The sequence below is a fragment of the Pedobacter sp. PLR genome, assembly GCF_026239675.1.
GTDB lineage: Bacteria > Bacteroidota > Bacteroidia > Sphingobacteriales > Sphingobacteriaceae > Pedobacter.
Map to the genome: position 1 here is coordinate 66103 of NZ_JAPIVQ010000012.1, position 21705 is coordinate 87807.

General features: G+C 42.4%; 21 protein-coding genes. 8 read left to right on the plus strand and 13 right to left on the minus strand.

The features are described from left to right. Positions 1-5 precede the first annotated feature (5 nt). The 7 genes from OQX61_RS23390 to OQX61_RS23420 all read left to right on the plus strand — a co-directional run bounded on the left by OQX61_RS23390 (position 6) and on the right by OQX61_RS23420 (position 8573). Positions 6-1670 (plus strand): SusD/RagB family nutrient-binding outer membrane lipoprotein, encoded by a 1665-nt coding sequence (locus OQX61_RS23390; protein WP_265844265.1) that lies wholly within the window; start codon positions 6-8, stop codon positions 1668-1670. A 24-nt stretch (positions 1671-1694) separates the two neighbouring features. Then, on the plus strand, positions 1695-2564 hold the full coding sequence (locus OQX61_RS23395; RefSeq protein WP_265844266.1) for a hypothetical protein: 870 nt from the start codon (positions 1695-1697) through the stop codon (positions 2562-2564). A 245-nt stretch (positions 2565-2809) separates the two neighbouring features. After that, positions 2810-3835, plus strand: coding sequence for an ABC transporter substrate-binding protein (locus tag OQX61_RS23400; RefSeq protein WP_265844267.1), 1026 nt, complete (start codon positions 2810-2812; stop codon positions 3833-3835). Next, positions 3835-4827, plus strand: coding sequence for an iron ABC transporter permease (locus tag OQX61_RS23405; RefSeq protein ID WP_265844268.1), 993 nt, complete (start codon positions 3835-3837; stop codon positions 4825-4827). The genes OQX61_RS23400 and OQX61_RS23405 overlap by 1 nt, the downstream gene beginning before the upstream one ends. Continuing rightward, on the plus strand, positions 4824-5594 hold the full coding sequence (locus tag OQX61_RS23410) for an ABC transporter ATP-binding protein (protein ID WP_265844269.1): 771 nt from the start codon (positions 4824-4826) through the stop codon (positions 5592-5594). Before OQX61_RS23405 ends, OQX61_RS23410 begins: the two co-directional genes overlap by 4 nt. Position 5595: 1 nt before the next feature. Next, positions 5596-6099: a GNAT family N-acetyltransferase gene (locus OQX61_RS23415; RefSeq protein WP_265844270.1), complete on the plus strand. Its 504-nt coding sequence runs from the start codon at positions 5596-5598 to the stop codon at positions 6097-6099. A 23-nt stretch (positions 6100-6122) separates the two neighbouring features. Further along, positions 6123-8573 carry a TonB-dependent receptor gene (locus OQX61_RS23420; RefSeq protein ID WP_265844271.1) on the plus strand — a complete coding sequence of 817 codons (2451 nt, stop codon included), beginning with the start codon at positions 6123-6125 and terminating at the stop codon, positions 8571-8573. A 137-nt stretch (positions 8574-8710) separates the two neighbouring features. Here OQX61_RS23420 and OQX61_RS23425 read toward each other — a convergent pair whose 3' ends face one another. The 13 genes from OQX61_RS23425 to OQX61_RS23485 form a co-directional block, all read right to left on the minus strand. After that, on the minus strand, positions 8711-9199 hold the full coding sequence (locus OQX61_RS23425) for an urease accessory protein UreE (RefSeq protein ID WP_265844272.1): 489 nt from the start codon (positions 9197-9199) through the stop codon (positions 8711-8713). Continuing rightward, positions 9192-9896, minus strand: coding sequence for a hydrogenase nickel incorporation protein HypB (hypB, locus tag OQX61_RS23430; protein ID WP_265844273.1), 705 nt, complete (start codon positions 9894-9896; stop codon positions 9192-9194). The genes OQX61_RS23425 and hypB overlap by 8 nt, the downstream gene beginning before the upstream one ends. A 2-nt stretch (positions 9897-9898) precedes the next feature. Then, complete coding sequence (locus OQX61_RS23435) at positions 9899-10252, minus strand: hydrogenase maturation nickel metallochaperone HypA (RefSeq protein WP_265844274.1); 354 nt, start codon at positions 10250-10252, stop codon at positions 9899-9901. A gap of 11 nt (positions 10253-10263) precedes the next feature. After that, positions 10264-11070 (minus strand): urease accessory protein UreD, encoded by an 807-nt coding sequence (locus tag OQX61_RS23440; RefSeq protein ID WP_265844275.1) that lies wholly within the window; start codon positions 11068-11070, stop codon positions 10264-10266. A gap of 13 nt (positions 11071-11083) precedes the next feature. Then, positions 11084-11698, minus strand: a complete 615-nt coding sequence (gene ureG, locus OQX61_RS23445) for an urease accessory protein UreG (RefSeq protein ID WP_265844276.1) — start codon at positions 11696-11698, stop codon at positions 11084-11086. A gap of 3 nt (positions 11699-11701) precedes the next feature. Continuing rightward, positions 11702-12388: an urease accessory protein UreF gene (locus tag OQX61_RS23450; RefSeq protein WP_265844277.1), complete on the minus strand. Its 687-nt coding sequence runs from the start codon at positions 12386-12388 to the stop codon at positions 11702-11704. A gap of 1 nt (position 12389) precedes the next feature. Next, a complete protein-coding gene (locus OQX61_RS23455; RefSeq protein ID WP_265844278.1) occupies positions 12390-12881 on the minus strand; it encodes an urease accessory protein UreE in 492 nt (163 codons plus the stop codon). A 1-nt stretch (position 12882) separates the two neighbouring features. After that, complete coding sequence (gene ureC, locus OQX61_RS23460; RefSeq protein WP_265844279.1) at positions 12883-14733, minus strand: urease subunit alpha; 1851 nt, start codon at positions 14731-14733, stop codon at positions 12883-12885. A gap of 6 nt (positions 14734-14739) precedes the next feature. Further along, positions 14740-15117, minus strand: coding sequence for an urease subunit beta (gene ureB / locus OQX61_RS23465; protein WP_265844280.1), 378 nt, complete (start codon positions 15115-15117; stop codon positions 14740-14742). A 17-nt stretch (positions 15118-15134) separates the two neighbouring features. After that, a complete protein-coding gene (gene ureA, locus OQX61_RS23470; protein WP_182953713.1) occupies positions 15135-15437 on the minus strand; it encodes an urease subunit gamma in 303 nt (100 codons plus the stop codon). A 50-nt stretch (positions 15438-15487) separates the two neighbouring features. Beyond that, entirely contained in the window at positions 15488-16684 is a 1197-nt protein-coding gene (locus OQX61_RS23475) for a porin (RefSeq protein ID WP_265844281.1), read from the minus strand. A gap of 93 nt (positions 16685-16777) precedes the next feature. After that, the gene (locus OQX61_RS23480) at positions 16778-18160 is read right to left on the minus strand and encodes a HAMP domain-containing sensor histidine kinase (protein WP_265844282.1); all 1383 of its coding nucleotides are present in this window, start codon (positions 18158-18160) and stop codon (positions 16778-16780) included. Continuing rightward, the gene (locus OQX61_RS23485; RefSeq protein ID WP_265844283.1) at positions 18150-18851 is read right to left on the minus strand and encodes a response regulator transcription factor; all 702 of its coding nucleotides are present in this window, start codon (positions 18849-18851) and stop codon (positions 18150-18152) included. Before OQX61_RS23485 ends, OQX61_RS23480 begins: the two co-directional genes overlap by 11 nt. A gap of 233 nt (positions 18852-19084) precedes the next feature. On the opposite strand from OQX61_RS23485, the gene OQX61_RS23490 reads away from it, so the two are divergent. Continuing rightward, on the plus strand, positions 19085-21691 hold the full coding sequence (locus OQX61_RS23490; protein WP_265844284.1) for a PAS domain S-box protein: 2607 nt from the start codon (positions 19085-19087) through the stop codon (positions 21689-21691). The last annotated feature ends 14 nt before the right edge of the window (positions 21692-21705 follow it).

Here is a 21705-nt window from a genome sequence, read left to right on the forward strand (position 1 = left end):
TCGATATGATACGTAAATTAAAATATTTAATACCTGTTGTATTGCTGATTATTTCCTGCAAAAAGCAACTTGATATTAATACCGATCCATATAACCCCAGCACAGTATCTATTCCTAAATTGTTGCCTGCGGTTCAATTAAATCTGGGAGTTAACCTTGCTACCTCAAGTGGCATATCACAAGTCCTGGAAGTTTACATGCACCGCCTGGTGGTGAGAGAAGATCCCAATGGCTATCTGGCCACAGGTATAGACTTTAACATCATCAACAGCTGGTCAGGGATGTATAAATCTTTTGCCAATATGGATTTCATTATCCAGGAAGGAACAACCCAGGGTAACCTTAAATATGTAGGTATCGCACAAGTTCTGAAAGCTTATGGATACAGCCAGATGGTTGATATTTATGGCGATATTCCTTACTCAGAGGCGAATAAACTGGTAAATGGAGGGGTCCTTAACGCCAAATTTGATAAAGGTTCCGAAATCTATCCTCAGTTAATCACTTTGTTAGACAATGGGATTGCTAATTTGAATGCACCGGCGGCAAATTTGCTTGTTCCCGGAACAGATGATGTGATCTACAAAGGAAATATTGCAAAGTGGGTAAAAGCAGCGAATACCATCAAGCTTAAGTTGCTGCTACAGCAAAGACTTATCAAAAACGTTGCTGCAGATGTTAATGCTTTGATTACAGCAAATAACCTGATCAGTAAAACTGATGAAAGCTTTTTACTGCCTTTTGGTCCAAATGGTGCAACTGACGACCGTAATCCTGGTTTCGGTGATTACTTTGCTCCCCAAAGATCACAATATCAAAGTCCATGGTTTTATGAAATCTTAAAAGGATATAATCCTAATATTTATACCGGGATTGTAGATCCCCGTGTTCCTTATTATTTCTATAATCAACTGAGTGTTACCACCGCTACACCGAATCCAACTGAATACAGAGATGACACCTTCCTGTCGATCTATTTTGGTTCTACCGGACCTAATGCAGGTCAGTCGCAACAGAATTACATGACCGTATTTGGGATTTACCCTGTAGGCGGCAGGTATGACGATGGTGGTGCCCAGGTGGTTTCTTCTGCCAGTGGAACCGGTGCTGCCCCCTACCGTTTTATTACCTATGCTGATGTATTGTATATGAAAGCCGAGTTGATGAAAACTGGTGTGATTGCCGGAGATGCAAAAGCGACACTCTCAGCAGCCATTCAGGAGTCCTTTAAACAGGTTGATTATGTGATCACTACTTATGTGAAACCTACTCAGACAGTACCTGCTGTTTCTGGTACAACTGCAGCAACGGATTACCTCAATTTGGTGCTTCTTGCTTACGATACCAATCCAAATCAACAGCTGGAATCGATCATGACCCAAAAATGGATCTCAAGCTATGGAAGTGCGGTAGATGCTTACACTGATTATAGAAGAACAGGCTTCCCTGTTTTATTTGATCCATCTAATCCAGCTATGGCTCCGGGGGGTAAAGCTCAGCCACCTGTTAATGGAAATCCATTCCTTGCCTTACAGCCTGCGGTAGATGTGAAAGTATCGAAAAAATATCCGTTGAGCATACCCTGGTCAAGTACTGAGATTTCAACTAATGGCAGTGCTCCAGCCCAAAAAACAGATCCGTCAACCTATAAACCATTCTGGTTGCCATAAAGACTAATATTTAAATCATTCGATATGAAAAAGAATATCATATATATATTTATTGCATTGCTTCTTATAGGAGGATGTCGTAAAGAAGATAACCCTAGAATTCCTAAACTGGACAGGGTACCATTGCCACTGATTACCGTCGATAAAACAGGAGATCAAGTGATCTCTCAATCAGATCCGGACGCATTTGTTGGAAAGTTTGTAGTAGGACTATACTATCCTGATGACATTAAACCGACAAAATTTGATGTTGTGGTGATTAAAAATGGAAATACAGCTGTTGTAAAAACGGTTCAGGCGGATGTAACTACTTTTCCTGCTACTGTTTCCCTGACAGGGGTCGCAATTAAAGCTTTATTTGGTGTTTCCTCTGTTTTGGGCGATAGCTATACCATTGGTGTGAACATATTTGCAAATGGAAAGGTCTACCCTGCGTTTTCTGGCCTGGGTGAGACCAATAATGGAGGTATCCCGGCTTTAGCAGGTACAAGTACTACCATTCAATATGCGGCCGTTTGTAAATTTAACATGGCTGATTTTGGTGCTGTGGGCGCGAGTGTACCTTTTCTTGTGGTTAAAGATGGATGGGCCGATTACGCCGCTGGTCAGACTGTATCTTTAAAAATCATTGATGCTACCCATATCTCATTTATATATGGAGCTGATAATCCTCAACCGATTGTGATTGCAGTAGATCCAACAGGAAATACGACCACTGTAGCCAAAGTAACTTATGGAAATTATGGTGCAGAGACTTTTACCGCAACATCTGTAGCTAATCATGCGGATAATTTTGTTGCTCCCTGTGATTTAACCTTTAGTGTAAGGCTAGCTCATAACGGTTCGATCAATGGCGCATATGGCAGTTATACGATTTCGTTTAAAAAGAAGTAAAACACTTATTTTTCTGCATTAAAAGCAAAGAGCCTGTAATCATGATTACAGGCTCTTTTTATATTTACATCTTTTATTATAAACTGATTCCAAATTATTTAAGGCGTTTTTTTTTGAATAAAACCAACACATACACCCCAAAAAAACACCCTAACAGACTCATTTACAGTACGATGATACAGATTCTAAATCTACTCTAATCTTCGGCTTATCCTATTCACATGCGCTGATTATATAATTGTAATATGAAAAAACCATATTTCAGCTATATATTCTGCTTCCTCACCTTCGCTTCCCTTTTGAGTTCCTGCCAATCCAACCAGGCAGACCACAGTGGAAAGACCTACCCAATCGTTGCAGTTGACGCCTCCGGAGATACCATCCGCCTTACAAAACCTGCTCAAAGAGTAGTTTCCCTCGTACCGGCGGCCCTCGATGCGCTTTATATGCTTCATGCCGATAGTGCTATTGTTGGGATTCCGAACCGCATTTACACCGACCCTAATGTATATCCTTACTTTTCAAAAATTGATGTCCGTATTAAAGAGAAGCTGATTCCCACTCCTACTATCACAGAGAGCGGCCTGAGCATGGAAACCATCATCAAGTTAAACCCTGATCTGGTCATCATACCATCCAACAATACAGACGCCATCCAGATGCTGAAAGAACTGGGGATTGCCGTATTTGGTATCAGCACTCAAAACTTCGGAGAACTCAACCTGGAGGTGCTTAACCTTGGCATCTTACTTGGAAAAGAAGCCAGGGCTAAAGAATTGATCGCCTTCAGTCAGGATAAAATCCAGGACCTTAAAGAACTAAACAAAGACATTACCAATAAGAAAACCATTTACTACGCCTGGTCCGGTGGACGTATTTACTCTACTACAGGCCGAAAAGGACTGATCAACGATTGTTTTGAAATGGCCGGACTTGAAAATGCCTGTCCATATGAGATTGATGCACCCAACATATCTCCGGAAACACTCATCAGCTGGAATCCAGATATTATGTTGCTTTGGAATACCCCTGAAAGTGTTTTATATGACAAAAAGGAACTCTCTTCGCTTGATGCACTGAAAGAAAAACGAGTGTTCAATCTTAGTCCGCCATTTCTATACGACCCACATACCCTCAAAATTGTACTGGCTTCCATTGCCATACATCATTACAGTTACCCAACGGCCGCTGCCAATAACCTTAGCGTGGAGCAGCTGGAGATTCTCTCTGCCTTATATGGTCCGGAAAAAGCTAAACTAATCTTACAATAATGCGTCGTATACTAACCAATTTCATCATTTACGGGCTACCGCTTCCTGTAATTATCATTTCATTACTGATTGGCTCATCCGACAACATTGGCATAACTGCTTTTTGGGATTGGATCAGGAGCCTTGTAGACAGCAGTCATCCAAGTCCAATGGTTGTTGAAAACGTCATTTACAATATCCGTTTGCCCAGAGCATTGATGACGTTTCTTGTTGGCGCGGCCTTAGCTACGGCTGGTGGTGTGCTACAGGCGATCTTTAGAAACCCGCTCGTAGATCCGTTTATTCTGGGGATATCTTCAGGTGCCGCATTCGGTGCTTCGCTCGCCATATTAGTACCCTTATTGTCTATTCATATTTCTGCATTTATTTTCGGGGCCGCTGCCGTTTCCCTGACTTACATCTTTGGGTACACTAAAAATTCCTCTTCGATCACTATTATCCTGGCGGGGATGATTGTATCTGGTTTATTTTCCGCCAGTCTTGCCCTGGTTCAGTACCTGAGTGATCCTTTCAAATTGCAGGCGATCATCCAATGGACCATGGGAAGTCTGCACCTGAGCTCCTGGCATAAAGTCCAGCAAAGCGTCCTTCCGATATCCCTTGGACTGCTCGGCTTGTATTTAATCCGCTGGAAACTCAACCTTTTATCTCTGGGAGATGATGAGGCGAGAGCGGTGGGTGTCAATCCTGGTACCATCAAAATCATTGCGGTTTTACTGGCAACTATCGTTACGGCGGTCGCCGTGGCGAGTGCAGGTATCATCAGTCTGTATGGCCTTTTTGTACCACACATTACCCGCATGCTCGTTGGTGCGAGTAACACCAAAACCACGCCTGCAAACATCTTCTTCGGCGGTACCTTCCTCCTGATCATAGACAATTTTTGCCGGACGGTTTTCCCTTACGAAATTCCGATTGGAATCTTTACGATGATCATCGGTGCACCCTTTTTTATATTCCTTATCAAGAAACGAAAAATCAACTGGTCATGAGTGTAGCTGCGATAAACATAGAAAATTTGTCCTATTCCATACAAGGACGAACGATACTGGATAACGTTTCCCTGTCCCTGGCTGCCGACCAGTTTAGCGTCATACTAGGCAGGAATGGCTGTGGGAAATCTACCCTATTCAACCTGATTACTGGTAAGTACCCCTATTCCTCAGGCCAAATTGACCTCCTGGGAAACGAACGCTCCGGCATTCCACAAAAGAGCCTGGCGAGAACCATTGGATTCCTTCCTCAGTTTCACCAAAGTGTCTTTCCGTTTTCAGTCTATGATGTCATCCTCACCGGAAGAGCTGCTTTTTACAGATTTGGCCCTTCCCGGAACGATCATGAAATCGTGGAGCAAACACTCGAAAACATGGGGATAGCACACCTGAAAGACAAATCTTATACTGATCTCTCCGGAGGAGAGCGCCAATTGGTATTGATCAGTCGCGTGATGGCCCAGGGACCAGAAATCCTGGTGCTCGACGAGCCTACCAATCATTTGGACCTTCATTTCCAAACCCTGGTTTTAGAAAAACTAAAGACTTATTCCCGCAGCGGTCATACCGTCATCTGTATCATGCACGATCCGAATATGGCCAGCATCTACGCGGACCATACTTATTTCATCAAAAACCAGAAGGCCTATGACAGCAGGTTATTGAAAGCTGAAGACCTTTCGGCAAACATCTATGAAGACCTCTACGATACCCCATTGATGCAAATTCAGGTGAAAGACAAAACCATTATTATTCCACAATTTTAACATGGCCTACCCTATATCTACTCCCAAAGGCGCGCAAATTGAACGCGCCAGAGGGTTTTCTTTTCAGTCCAGAAAGGACCTGTTTCCGATGCTGTGTCATGACCGGCTGCCCGGAGATTTACAAAGATTTGAAGAGACTTACAACAATGGAAACGCGGGTGTATTTCTAATTGCAACAAACCCGGCCGCACAAATTATCGGATGCATCGCTGCCCTACCTTACGACCATAGATTTGCACAAGTCCGGATTTCTTCAAATGAGCCGACTTATGAAATCTGCCGACTTTACGTGCTCCCTTCCTACCGCCATCAAAATATTGGCAGAATGCTCTTTTCTGAAATCAGTTTACTACTCCGGAACCATGGGGTAAAACAACTGTATTTACACACGCATCCATTTCTTGATGGCGCACAATTATTCTGGGAAAAGATGGGTTTTGAATTCCTACACCAGGATGAGGATCAGCCATTTTACACCATTCACATGCAACAACCCAACTTATAACAGGCAATACCTTAAACCATCATATGAATAACATTTACTTAATATCATTAACTTGCTTTTTAGCTAGTCTGGCCTTTCCAAATCAACTACAGGCGCAGGAAACTGCCACTATAAAAGGACTGATTCAGGATGAGCAGGGTAACCCCGCCTCAAATATCAATATTCGTCTAACTACGCAGCCTAATGTCAGAAAAAGTGACCATAATGGCATATTTATGCTCCATAACCTACCTTTTGGTGATCATCAACTGATCTTTACCGGCATAGGCTTTCAACCGGATACCATCCTGATTTCCTTAACCGAGCTACAAAAAGAGGCCGAGCTCCTGGTTCATTTGAAAGACAGTGATGATCAGTTGCAGGAAGTAGTGGTCATGGGTAGAAAAAAACAATCCTATGTAAACACTAAAAGCTTCATTGGTTCAAAAATCGAGTCTAAAATCACGGAGGTCCCACAAACGATATCTACGGTTACCAAGGAACTGATGGAAGACAAGCAAGCTTTTCTAATCACCGATGTAGTGGCGGATCTTCCGGGGGTAACGCAGTTCTCCGCATACGATGACCTGACCATCAGGGGATTTAGAAACGGTAATGAAACCGGCTTCCGCCTGGTCAACGGCCTACGCTCCGGATATGGCTATGGAACCAGTTATTTCAGGATTCCTTTAACCCTGAACCTGGAAAGTATCGAAGTGCTTAAAGGTCCCGGAGCCGCATTATTTGGCGATATCAGTCCCGGCGGAACCGTAAACTTAAACACTAAAAAACCGCTGGAAGAGCGCAGACATAGTATCTCCGTAAGTGCCGGTTCTTTCAATACCATACGTTCCACCCTGGATTTCACCGGAAATCTGGACGAGGAAAAAAAGATCCTTTACAGACTAAATGTCGGACATGAAACCACCAATACGTTCAGGGATGTGAATGCCCGTAAATCGATCATGATCGCCCCTACTTTCACTTTCAGGCCTACCGCCAATACAACCATTAATGCGGAATTAAATTACAGCAATTTTGATGGCTATCTGGATCGGGGAATGGGGATCAAAAGTGGAGACTTTTATGGCCTGAAACGCTCCTTTACTTTGAGTCAGCCCAGTGATTATTTCCGGGTAAATGACATTTCCCTTAATGCTTCCATGAACCATCGCATTAACGATAAACTTTCTATAAATGCCAATTACATGAAGTTCATCTACGCGGAGAATTTATCAGAACACCGCACGCTGAATTCATTTGCTGATGCACCGTTAAACACGGTCATGAACATGCGCTATATTCAGAAGCAAACCAAGGAGTTTACCGACAATGTATCCGCTTACGTCCACTACAAGGGCGCAAACAAGGACTTTAAATACGATATCGTTGGAGGACTGGATTATGTTCAGTATGAAACCGATAAAAGAGGTCACCAGTGGGAAGCGAGAAGTCAGACCATCGACGGCAAGGTAGTTCCATTAACATTTGACCTGAACAACCCGACTTATGAGTTAAGAAATCCAGCTTTATATAACAGGTTGCCATTGGCGCAGTTTTTTACCGATTACCTGAATTCCTCTTATCAGACGACAGGTGTTTTTATCCAAAACAGAATCAATTATAAAGAGAAACTGAACCTGCTATTCGGAATCAGATATGAAAGCTATGGTGATAAACGAAGGTTTGAAGGCAGTAATTTTGAAAAGGTGAAACAAGGGGTTTTCCTGCCAAGAATTGGCTTAACTTATGCCATCAATCGCCAGTTTAATTACTTCGCCAGCTACAGTCAGGGTTTTATTCCGATCAACCCGATGTTCGTCCGTAATCCGGAAAACTATGGCCGTACGGAGCCTTTCAAGAGTCAGACCAGCTATCAGCTGGAAACCGGCTTGAAGTCGGAGTTCTTTAACCAGCGCGTATTCTCCAGTCTCTCCTTCTACCACATTGAACGTCAAAACATGCTTGTTAACACCGGACAGATCACAGATAACGGCAACCCGATCTACAGACAAAACGGAAGGGTAAAATCACAGGGCGTAGAGTTTGACCTAAAAGGCAGCGTCCTTCCATTCTTAGATTTGAGTGCTAACTATGCCTTCAACATTACCGAGGTTATGGAAAGCGACTTGAAACTGGAAAAAGGGATGGTCAATGCCAATGCACCTAAACATCTGGCTTCCTTATGGGCTAAATATACCCAGCGCCATGGTTCCATGAAAGGATTAGGAATTGGTGTTGGCGGACAATATGTTGGAAAAAAGCGAATGGAAAATACCGTTCAGAATATCCAGTCGGGCGAGTTGGAGTGGAATTTCTGGCCTTCTTATTTTGTAGCCAATGCAGCCATTTATTATAAACTGGATAAGATGAGTTTTGCTGTAAATGCCAACAACTTATTTGACAAATATTACTTTGTAGGTGGTTTCGACTATACCCGGGCATTTCCAGGTAGCCCAAGAAACTTTATGACCTCCATCAAATATACCTTCTAAAATAGCACGTTCCAGCACAAAATATATCAAAACAGAACGTTCCAGAACAGGAACCTGCTAAAATACACGTTACTAAAAGGACATAAAAAAAAGGCGAGTGGTGATCTACCATTCGCCTTTTTTATGCCCTGAGAGTATTAATTCCGGGTCTTGATATTCTGTTCATATATATTGCCATAACAATTCACAATCTGTGAAGGATCTAATCTATAATTGGCCAACGTAACCGGTGAACCATACTTTTGCTGAAGCGCAGGAAACAACTGGCCGTCATACGCAATCGCGATCTTATTGTCATCGATCATGTAAATCGGTAAATGTCTGTTTCCTACATCAAAGCAAAACAAGCCCAGCAACTCCATATCATTGGAATGAAGCACAATACAGGTGCAGGGTTTGATGAATATCCTGATGATACAAGCATCATCCTGATAGATCACTGTCCCCTGCTGAAGTACTGTTGAAGTCGGTTTATCCAGGTGAATCATCCTTCCGGACATCGTCTCCCTTTTAATTTTTGTCCGGTTCACTTCATACCATTCCAGAATCAAACTGTCCTCTTCCTGATTGGTTGAAGGTTTTACAACGGGCAGTTTGTCAATCCTGATGACCTGATCATTAAGCATTTTTCGCGCGCTTTGCTTCAACTTTGGCTTTCAACCAGTTACACCATTCATCCATACCTGTGTCATGCAGACTGCTGATAGAGATCACATCCAGATTAGGATTTACTTCTCTTGCATCTTTCGTTGCTGCTTCTACCGAGAAAGGAACATATGGTAATAAATCTGCTTTAGACACCAACATTAACTCAGAGGTTAAGAACATACGTGGGTATTTCTTAGGTTTATCATCACCTTCTGTTGAGGCCAGAACAGTAACTCTGTAATCTTCACCAAGATCAAAGGCTGCCGGACAAACCAGGTTACCAACGTTCTCAATAAACAATAAGTCGCATGAAGTCAGGTCGATATGATCTAAAGCCTGCAAAATCATTTGCGCTTCAATGTGGCACATGCCACCTGTTACAATTTGTAAGGCATTAATCCCAACATCGCGCATGCGGATGGCATCTCTTTCTGTCTCAGGATCTCCTACCAGTACGGCTATTTTAAGGTCATTACCCAAACGCTTCCCAGTCTCCTGTAACAAGGTCGTCTTTCCAGAACCCGGCGAAGAACAAATATTGATCACACAGATACCAGGAATTTTATCACGGACTGCTTTAGCTACATAATCATTAGCTTTCAACAAATTCAGGGTTGTATTATCGCACTGTACCGACCCTACCGGCATTTGATTACTTTTCGGTGTTGCTGTCATTTTTATATGGTTATTTTATCGTTAAAAATTACTTGACTAATACGAAGTTCTTCCCCCTGCACAATCTGATCTGAAGGCTGCCCGCATACGCATACAAACTTGTGAAACCGGACCTCAAATTCGGAGGTGCAATTCCTGCAGTAAGCGATAATCGGGAGCAGTTCTATCTCCAGTTCCGTTTCACTGAACCTCGTTTCTTCCAATACAAAAGCCTCAAAGGCATTCTGAATCAGAATTGGCTGGACATTACATAATAAGCCCGCCTGTATTTTTATCTTGCTGATATTTTCATACGTTTCCGGATAGGCACCTTCCAGCGTTTTAAAAATATCCTTGACTATTGCTATTTCATGCATAATATGATTGATTAGGTAAGCTCCGCTACTGGTTTTTTATGTTCCATAAAATCCATACAGATATTAGCAACCGTTCTCATAAAATTATAGAGCAGATCTCCATTGTTGCCCAATGCGCGGAGTAGAATCATCTGGTTGGCAGCCATTGTAAATCCAAAAGTGATGTCTTCATATTCTCCGTTAAAAATTTCATCCAGCTCCTTTTTAAACTCTGCTGCACAATCTGCAGCAAAAATTAAGGTAGCCTGATGGGTATACCCCTCATGGAACAGCATTTTATCGATCGGCTGATCTTTAGGTTTCAGGACCTGATTGTCCACATACCTTAATTTGCCTTCCTGATAGATTTTCGTTGTACTGTGTAGCTTTTCAAATTGAAAAATCTCATCGCGGGAAACACGACCTGCGCAAATGATATCTCCCCAAAGCAGAGAAGCTCCCTTTGCAAGGTGTATCTCATTCAGGGTCTTAAATATGGAGTCCTTAAAAGGAGTAATCGGATAAGGGATATACTGGAAAAAAGCCCCTTCCCCCACTTTCACTTCCGTTTGCTGAGTAGCGCCGGTTTTCATGGGGTGCAACTTATTATAGGATTGAGAGTAAAGATGAAGGGTAGCCTGATCCCCTACCTCAATATCGATTTTCAAATGATCCTCATCCATAATCCCCGGAGAGGAGCTCATAATGATTAGCTCCAGGTGTTGATGTTCACGCTGAGATCCATAAGGCACCACTTTGTACGGCATATTATAATAGCTGTCTTTAAGGACCGTATTATCATCTTCTACACATACACTAATCTTAATTGCACTTTCCATGATATTTGTTTTTTTATCCTTCTAATAAGGCATATTTCTTAATCCAATCCTGAACCTGATCCAGACCTTGTAGGGTCATCATATTGGTCAGGATAAAAGGACGTTCCCCGCGCATGCGTTTCGCATCGCTCTGCATGATCGAAAGATCTGCCCCAACATAGGGTGCAAGGTCAATTTTATTGATCAGCAACAAGTCAGATCTGGTAATCCCGGGACCGCCTTTTCTAGGAATTTTCTCTCCTTCAGCCACATCAATCACGAAAATGGTCACATCGGCCAGATCCGGACTAAAAGTAGCCGTCAGGTTATCTCCACCACTTTCTACGAAAATGATCTCCACATCCGGGAATTTCTCTGCCAGTTCTTCAACTGCTTCGATATTCATGGAACAATCTTCCCTGATTGCAGTATGCGGACAGCCACCCGTTTCAACACCAGCAATACGTTCTGCCGGCAGAGAAGAATTCTTTTGAAGGAATTCCGCATCCTCACGTGTATAAATATCATTAGTCACCACACAGATACTGTAATCATTACACATCGTTCTGGTTAACCTTTCAATTAATGCGGTTTTTCCTGACCCTACAGGTCCGGCAACCCCTATTTTTACATATTTTCTCTTTGCCATTTCTTATGAAATATAAATCCGTGTATATAATTTTTCATGCTGCATACATCTGATATCCTGAGCGATACAGCAACTCCCTAACATCTCTTCGGGCATCTGCTCCTGTGTTTCCACCAACTGATCTATCAAACCATGAAGGTTGTATAGAATCTTTTGCGCATCCATCTGACTGATCGGTACGAGCTTCGCACAATTGGTCACGATTCCGTTGAGTGTGTTATAATAAAAAGCATGTAATGCATCTTTCAACGGGATTTTTGAAGCATGCGCATACATGGCAAAAGCCATCGCATAATGTCCGTGTACCTCGCCTTTCTTGATCGCCTGAAGGTATTTTGTACACCTCGGTACAGGCTTCAGGTTTTCCGTGACCTTTAAAAATCGGATGCCTAATTTCTTGCTGGCATCACGGATTTCAAAAGGCGCTTTATAAGCGGTAATCAGCTCGTCCAATTCCTGGACTTTAACCTTAGTGGCATTGCCCTCACACATCTTCCAGGCCAGCATAAAAAATGCGGCATCATTGTAATAAAAGTTGTGTTGTAACATCGTTTCCGAGTACACTTTAACGGCTTTGCTATCATTCACAATCCCCTTACTCACATACGTTTCCAGTCCGTAGGACTGGGTAAAGCTGCCGATCGGAAATGCAGAATCATTAATCTGTAATAGTGTCAGTAATGCATTCATCTTACTTGCTTGCTAAGGAAATAACCTGCCCTGATGAACTCCATTTATGGATCATCAGGGTAGAGGTTTTTTCAATTATTCGATTCTCTTTTCGCGGTTTGAACCCGCCCCTTTTTAAGAACCGATAAAGGGGGGATTCAAATGCGATAATGACTTCTTTCTCTTTATTTATAAAGATCGGGGTGTGCTTATTTCCAATTTCAAAACATACGATGGCCATATCTCTCAAGGTGGCCGGTTGAAACACGATACAATCACAGGGTATGATCTGCACCACGATGATATCCTTGCCCTCATGGTAAATAATATCCCCATGATAAAGCTGCTCCTGTGCCAGATGATGGATCGCAATTTCAGATCCACCATCTGTTAGCATGCGCAGGATTTTCTTTGTCGTATCATACCATTCCAGCTGCAAAACATCGATTTTACAGTTGGAAAAACGCTTCGCATCGTCATATAGATTAGCAATAACCCGATCTACTTTTATCATCTTAGAAAAGGAAATAACGTTGCGCCATAGGAAGTACAGCCAGCGGCTCGCAGGTAGCAAGAACGCCATCTACACGCACATCATAAGTTTCCGGATCTACCGAAATCACTGGCATTGCATCATTATGAACCATGTCTTTTTTCATCACCGTTCTGCATCCTTTTACCGGAAGACTGGTACGTTGCAATCCATATCTTGCGATCGCTCCATTTTCTAAAGAAACTTTAGAAACAAAGTTGAAACAAGTGCTGGATAATGCTTTACCATGGTTACCGAACATCATTCTATAGATAATAGGCTGAGGTGTTGGAATAGAGGCATTCGCATCTCCCATTTTCGCTCCAAGGATCATTCCTCCTTTGATGACCATCTCTGGTTTTACGCCAAACATTTCTGCTTTCCATAAAATCAAATCGGCAATCTTACCCGGCTCAATCGATCCTACATAACTGTCAATTCCATGTGCTTTAGCCGGATTGATCGTGTATTTAGCGATGTAACGTTTCACCCTGAAGTTGTCATTACCTTTTCCTTCATCTTCCTTTAACGGGCCTCTTTGAATTCTCATTTTGTGAGCAGTCTGGAAAGTACGGGAAATTACTTCTCCTACTCTACCCATTGCCTGACTATCAGAACTCATGATGCTAAACACACCCATGTCCTGAAGAATATCTTCGGCAGCAATCGTCTGAGGACGAATTCTTGAATCTGCAAAAGCAACATCTTCTTTTACGTTTTTGTCTAAGTGATGGCATACCATCAACATATCCAAATGCTCTTCCGCAGTATTAATGGTGTATGGTTTTGTTGGGTTAGTCGATGCAGGCAGGATATTAGGATACATTGCAATCTTCATAATATCCGGAGCATGACCACCACCAGCACCTTCCGTGTGGAAAGTATGGATCACACGACCGTCAATAGCACGAACCGTATCTTCCAGGAAACCAGCCTCATTTAGTGTATCAGAGTGGATCGCCACCTGAATATCATATTTATCGGCAACCTTTAGTGCCATATCGATCGTCACGGGATTAGCTCCCCAATCTTCGTGGATCTTGACACCAAGGGCCCCGGCTTCTACCATTTCTTCAATAGGTGCCATTGTAGACACGTTTCCTTTACCGAATAAACCTACGTTGATTGGCAGGGTTTCGAATGCCTGAAGCATTTTTTCGATGTACCATTTACCTGAAGTTACTGTAGTAGCATGCGTACCATCTGCTGGTCCGGTACCACCACCGATAAAGGTCGTTACCCCACTGTAAAGTGCCGTTTCAACTTGCTGTGGACTGATAAAGTGAATGTGCGTATCGATACCACCTGCTGTCAGGATCATACCGGCTCCACTATGTACTTCCGTAGAGGCACCGATGATCATGTTTTCGGTTACGCCATCCTGAACATCAGGATTACCGGCTTTACCTACACCTACAATTTTACCGTCTTTAATCCCAACATCACCTTTTACGATACCCCAATGGTCGATTACCATCACGTTAGTGATACAGAAATCCAGTACCCCTTCGTCTGATAATGCACGGGCAGACTGGCCCATACCATCACGAATGGTCTTACCACCACCAAATTTGTTCTCTTCTCCGTATACCGCGAAATCTTTCTCAATTTCAATAAACAACTCTGTATCGGCTAAACGAACTTTATCACCTGTAGTAGGGCCAAAAAGCGCTACATATTTTGCTCTCGGGATATAAAGTTCCCCATCTATATATTTAACGGATCCTGCATCCAGGCCAAGTTTGTCTAATCCTAAAGATCTAAGACCAACTACACTACCCATGGCAGTCATACCAACTACCTTAATCCACTCTCTTCTATTCCAATCTGCCATAATATTCTATCTTAATTTTACGGTTTTATACTTTTCTTCAACCATTTTTTTGATCGCTGCTGCTCTCACTTTCTCATCCGTGTACTTGCCACTGGTCAGGCCGTTAAATCCGTGGATCTCTTTGTTACCACCGATCTCTATCAGAATGATATCTTTACTTTCTCCGGGTTCGAAACGAATGGCCGTACTTGCCGGAATATTTAGTCTCTTCCCAAATGCAAGTTCTCTGTCAAACTGCAAATGACGATTCACCTCAAAAAAATGATAATGAGAACCTATTTGTATCGGTCTGTCTCCGGTATTGGTCACAGAAATCGGGGTGGTATTGTACCCAACATTTGCTCTGATGTCTTCTTTCTTTATAATGTATTCTCCTGGTACCATGTTTATGATTTTAAAGATTAACGAATCGGGTTATGAATGGTAACTAGCTTTGTTCCATCTGGAAATGTGACTTCAATCTGCACATCATGGATCATTTCAGGAACGCCTTCCATCACCTGTTTTCTACTCAGTAACTTGGTTCCGTAATCCATTAATGCGGCTACAGTCCTTCCATCTCTTGCTTTCTCCATGATCTCTGCACTGATATAGGCGATGCATTCTGGATAATTCAGCTTCACTCCTCTTTTGAGGCGTTTGCTGGCAAGCTCACCTGCAAGATGCAGCATCAATTTTTCGGTTTCTCTGGGTGTTAAACGCATAAAAGTTTATAGTATTAAATTTATTATCTGTTTTTTAATGGGTGCTTTCCTTAGATGGCCGACAGGTTAAAATACGTGCCGAGGATAAAGCGATTGTTCTTTTCATTGGGAAGCGCAATCCTGTTTTTGTAGCTAATGGTGTTGTCTATATATCCTGCAAAAAGTTTCCAGTCTTTAGTTGGTACCGGTTTGTATTCCAATGCAGCATAGCCTGTCCAGTTTTTCCTGAAATCATTGCCAATTTCTTTGTCTTTGCGGGCGCTCGCTGTTTCAAAAGCTCCTTTTAAAGACATGCCCCAGCTTTTGTTGAATTGCTGATCAAACCTCAATACCGCCGACTTATAAACGACATCTCTAAGCATGGTTCTATCTGTACCGACATTTCCTTTGAAGGCATGAATCGGACTGGAAGCCAACATCGTATGGTCTACGCCATAATCAGAATATTGGAGATCCAAATAGATTTTTGTGTTTTTAGATTGGTACCTATTGGCCAGGGAAATGGCATGATTATCACCATTTGCTACCAGTTGAGAATAGTTATAAGACCATTTGGTATGGAATGCTTTATCGAAGAAGCTACCTTCCCAGGTTAAATAAGCACCCATTGGACGCTCAGATTGTTTGAAATCTCCTGCTCCGTAACCAGCGGTTTTGATCAGCTGATCAAAAGTCTCTGTGGAGGTGTTATAAACTTGTAAATGAAAGGTATGATTAGGGTTGGCTTTATAAGAGAAGTTAGCACCTACTACGAAAAGATTCAGGATACGATCTACATAATCTGTAAAAATATATTCATAAACCGGGTTGTTGGCAAATTCATAACTTCCAACCATAGCGGCTTGTTTACCCAGAATTACTTCCCACTCTTTTTGCTTACCAAAGCGATAGTTGACCTGCGCCCAGTCAAGAGCCCTCGAGCCATTGTCCTGAATAGTGGTATTGAAGGATCTGTTTAAACGGAAACGAACTTTATAGGATAGGTCAGGATGAACATTACCACTCAATAAGAGTCTGGTTTCATCCAGTCTGAAGCCGGCATTTAAATGACGCTCCTTATTCTGGCCAATATTTAATGAGGTACGTCCAAGTACATTTAGGTTAAATATAGAAGAATCTTTGGCTGCTTTTTTAGTCGCGGGGACTAATCTGCCGGCCTGTTTTACACTATCAACAGGTGTTTGTGCCGATGCTATTGCCGGACAAACTGCACATAAAACTACGCCTATACTGGTTCTTATTTTCATATCGCTTTACTTATTGATACAAGTATAGGCGACAGACCTAATAATGCGTTAAACCGAGTATTAACGCCATATTAGGTAAAAATAAGAGCGAGATTAGAAATCCGCCACAGGACAGGTTATGGTCACTATAGTGCCCTTTCCCTCCGTAGATTCAATAGTCAGGCTGGCGTCATGAAGTTCAAAGATGTTTTTGGCAAGTACCAGGCCGAGGCCATTTCCATAAATACTGCCCACATTTGATGCCCGGAAAAAGGATTCGAAAATATGTGGTTTATCACGGTCCGGGATTCCGATCCCCTGGTCAATTACCCGGATGACAATCTTAGAATGGATCACTTCAATACTGACTTTCACTTCCTTCTCATTGCCATATTTACAGGCATTGGAAATGATATTGGAAAGTCCGATAAAGAACAGGTCCTCGTTCACGTAAACGCTCAGGAGGTTACTATCCTCCGGGATATTAGAGAAATCCAGAAATATCCGGTGGTTATCATTCAGGTATCCTTCCGATTCTTTCACACTGTAGAGCAACTCATCAATCCTGACCAGACTCATGTTTTGCACTTTACCATCATATCCGGTTCTGGAAAGCAAAAGTAGATTGTTGACAATAAGGTTCATCCGATCCACTTCTCTGGACACCATTTCTAAAGAATAATGTGCAGGATGTTTAGGGTCCAGACTGTTTAATGCCAGTTCAGATTCCCCACTGATGATCGTCATCGGTGTCCTCAAGGAATGGGAGGCATTGCTGATAAAACTCCGCTGGGATTTTACTGCAATCTCCAGGCGGCTTAGCATATCGTTGATATTCGAGATCAACACTTCAATCTCGTCTTTTTCTTTTGTCTTCTTAGCAGGCAACCTCATGTTCAGGTTACTGATATTGATCAAACCGATCCGTTTATTGATCGATGCAATCGGGTTCAGCAGTTTTTCCGCAAAATAGAATGAAATTAAAACGATGAAAATTAAGAAAATCGCTACTCCTGAGATCAGTGCGCGATTGAGATCGGCATGTTCTGCTTTCCCAAAATCATCCACTGCCGAAGAAACGACCACCAGATTCTTATCATGGTCTTTGTCTACAAAAAAGAGCGCAACATAGGCCGTATCGTTTAACATGAGCTCGGCCTTTCCCTTTTCAATAGCTTCTTCAAAAAAAGAATTATCCATCGGTAAAAGCGGTTCATATCGGGGCTGCTTCTTGTTTTTAGCAACCCTGACCAGGAAATTCTTTCCAAAGGAAAACTGGTTGATGAACTGATTGCTCAATTCATAATAGCCTTTGTCTTTATAACTTTGAGAATTAAAGACATGATTCCCCAACATTTTGGCATTTTCTTCTAACCTGATATAGAACTTGCTCTCCAGGGTTCTGGCCGTAAAATAAGAAACATACACTGCAAATGACAACAGGATTAAACTCCCTATTGCCGAAGATAGCAGAATGATTTTGGTTCTAATTTTCATAATTATCCTGGACTCTCAATACATATCCCATACCAATCACGGTATGGATCAATTTAGGACTAAAGTTCTTATCTATTTTTTTTCGCAGGTAATTCAGGTATACATCCACCACATTGGTACTGAGGTTGAAATCCATGCCCCATACCTCTTCCAGAATATCCACACGGGTAATGATCCGGTTCATATTCTGCATCAGATACTCGAGCAGTCTGTATTCTGTGGCAGTCAGCACAATGACTTTCCCTGCCCGGGTAACCGTTTTACTATCTTTATCCAGCACCAGATCGGCTATAGACAGGATGTTTGCCGGAGTGGCACGTACAGTCCCCGATTTACGGGATTTTCGGTATACACGAGCCTTTAATTCATCCATTTTAAAGGGTTTGGTCATGTATTCATCAGCATCCTGATTAAACGCGGCCACAATATCTTCCGTTTGATTTAAGGCAGAAAGAATGATAATAGGTACATCTGGGTCTGTTAATCTGATGTTCCGGCAAACTTCAAGGCCGTCCATACCGGGTAACATGACATCCAGAATAATCAGGTCAAACTGATGCATCCCCGCCATTTTCAAGCCAGTAAGGCCATCCATAGCGACGCTGATGTCTAACTCACTATTATCGTCCATCAAGCCTCTTTTTATCAAAGAAACTACCGCTATTTCATCCTCTATTAAAAGTACCTTCATTTAAATCCCTTATTTTAGCTATTGTCAAACTGGATTACAAATTTAGTGAAAAATGATCGTTACAGTTTTTGATCGAAAAAAAAAAGACATTCAATCCATAAGAAAAGGCATCTGTTAGCGTCTGTACCCACAAATTGTTTTAAATTTTGGCACAGTTCGTGTTAAACCCGCTGAAAAGGGTTAAAAAAAACTCACAAATAAGACTATCTTAGTTAACACACTTTAACCACCAGATGAATTCAGTATTCAATTTAAATCAGTTTAACGCGGTGGTTCAGGCCTACCCTTCAGCGACAGCAATTTACACCAGTAGAAACATTACGATAACTGCTGCCAATCAACACATGCTGAATTTTTGGGGGAAAGATCATTCCGTGATTGGAAGGAATATGATTGATGCGATTCCTGAATTAAAAGATCAGCCCTTTATTGCCTTGTTACAGCAAGTGTATGATACCGGAATTACCTATCAGGGCGAGCAGGAACAGGCAAACCTGGTGGTAGACGGCGTCCTTCAGTCTTTCTACTTCAATTTCACGTATAAAGCGATATTGGCCGAAGACGGAAGTACACAAGCCATTATACATACCGCAATTGACGTTACTGAGCTGGTCCTCGCAAAGCAGAAGATCAGTGAAACGGAAGAGCGTTTAACATTTGCCATTGAAGCCGCAGAAATAGGTACCTGGGAATTGAATCCATTAAGTCAGGCCGTGTTCTGGAATGCAAAATGCCGCGAGCTGTTCGGCTTTGAATCGGATCGGGAAATCAATTACCAATCCGTACTAAGCTGCATCCATCCACATGATAAAGAGAACGTTGACCTTGCCGTTCAGGCGGCCATCAATCCGGAGACCGCCGCAGATTATGATTTACGATACCGCACCATAAGTGAGCATAACAAGCAATTGCGCTGGGTTCATTGTAAAGGAAAAGCTTATTTTAATCCACAGGGAGAAGTATACCGCTTTGCCGGAATCGCCCTGGACATTACCAATGAAGCAACGGCCAGCCTTATTGAACAGCAACTCCTCTCCCTCATCAACAACAATGCGGGCCACATGTCTATCGCTGATATGGATGGAAAGCTGATTTATATGAATGCTTCAGGGAGAAAAATGTTGGGCGTTCCAGATGATACAGACATCAGCACCATGACTGCCGCAGACTTTTATACGCCGGAAGAGCTACACAGAGTTCAAAATACCCTCATCCAGCAAATCACTGAACTCAAAGGATGGAAAGGCTTGATTCACCTCCGTAATTGTGAAACAAAAACTGAAATACCATGCGAGGTAAACTATATATTGATTAAAGATCCTTTCTCCGGAGCAATCATTGGAAGAGGTGCCACTGCCCGTGATTTGCGGCCAGAGATGGATGCTAAATCTGAGCTGAAACGTCTGGCTACTATCGTAGACATTAGTGAAGACTTTTGTAATTATTGTGACCTTAACGGCAATACCATTTATATGAATGAGGCCGGTGGAAAATTAATTGGTATCGATCCACTGAATATGCAGGGCATTAGTCTGTACAGGTATCATAGCACGGTTTCCTCGGAAGAAATCAGAAGTTCTATCCTACCTCAACTGTATAAAAACGGCAAATGGTCAGGCCGGCTAGACCTGGTACATCAAATTACCGGAGAGATCATTCCAATACACAAACAGCTGTTTATGATTCGTCATGAACTTCATAATGAACCGATTGCTATCGCTGGAATTGCGCGGGATTTAAGAACTGAGATCAATGCGAAGAATGCAGTCGATAAAAAGACTACGGAGCTGAAAGCACTCTTAAAAGAAATGAAATTCCTTGCCGATTCTGTTCCTCCGGTGGTATGGACGAGTATGCCGGATGGTATGCTGGATTACATTAATGAGCGCTGGTATGAACGTAGTGACATCAGTATTTCCGATGCGCTGGAAATTGGCTGGACAAAAACAATACACCCCGAGGACCTAAAATCGGTGGTCGATCGTTGGTCGGCTAGTCTGAGTACTGGTGATCCTTACCAAATTGAATTCCGTGCGATTGATAAAGACGGTGCTTACCGTTGGTGGTTAGTGAGGGCATTACCACTGAGAAATGCCGATGGTGAAATCGTAAAATGGTATGGAACCAATACCGACATTACCGATCAAAAAGAATTAGAGCATCAAAAGGATAACTTCCTCGCCGTGGCTAGTCATGAGCTTAAAACTCCTGTTACCAGTATAAAAGCCTATGCCCAGGTATTGGAAATGATGCTTAAAAGAGCCGGAGACACCAAAAATGCAGGCCTGATGGCGAAGATGGATGGTCAGATTAACAGGCTTTCCAGCTTAATCGGAGATTTACTCGATGTCACAAAAATCAACACAGGCCGGTTAGAACTGACTAATGTACCTTTTGATTTTAACCAGATGGTATTGGATATCATCGATGATATCCAGTTTACCTCCGCTACACACCAGATACAACATCAGCTGTCTTTTAAAAGGATGGTAAGCGGAGATAGAGATCGGATAACCCAGATCGTTGTCAATCTGATGACTAACGCCATCAAATATTCTCCGGATGCTGATAAAATCATAGTCTATACGGAAGACCATGATACGGAAGTCCGGTTGCGCGTGCAGGATTTCGGTATCGGCCTCAGCAAGGATAAAAAAGACCGGGTTTTTGAGCAGTTTTACCGCGTAACCGGCACTAAGGAAAACACTTTCCCTGGCCTGGGGCTTGGTCTTTATATCTCTTCGGAAATCATTAAACAACTGGATGGTAAAATCTGGGTGGATTCTGTTGTTGGTGAAGGTTCAACTTTTAGCATTTCGATACCGTTGATCAGGAAATAAGTCCTGATCATAGG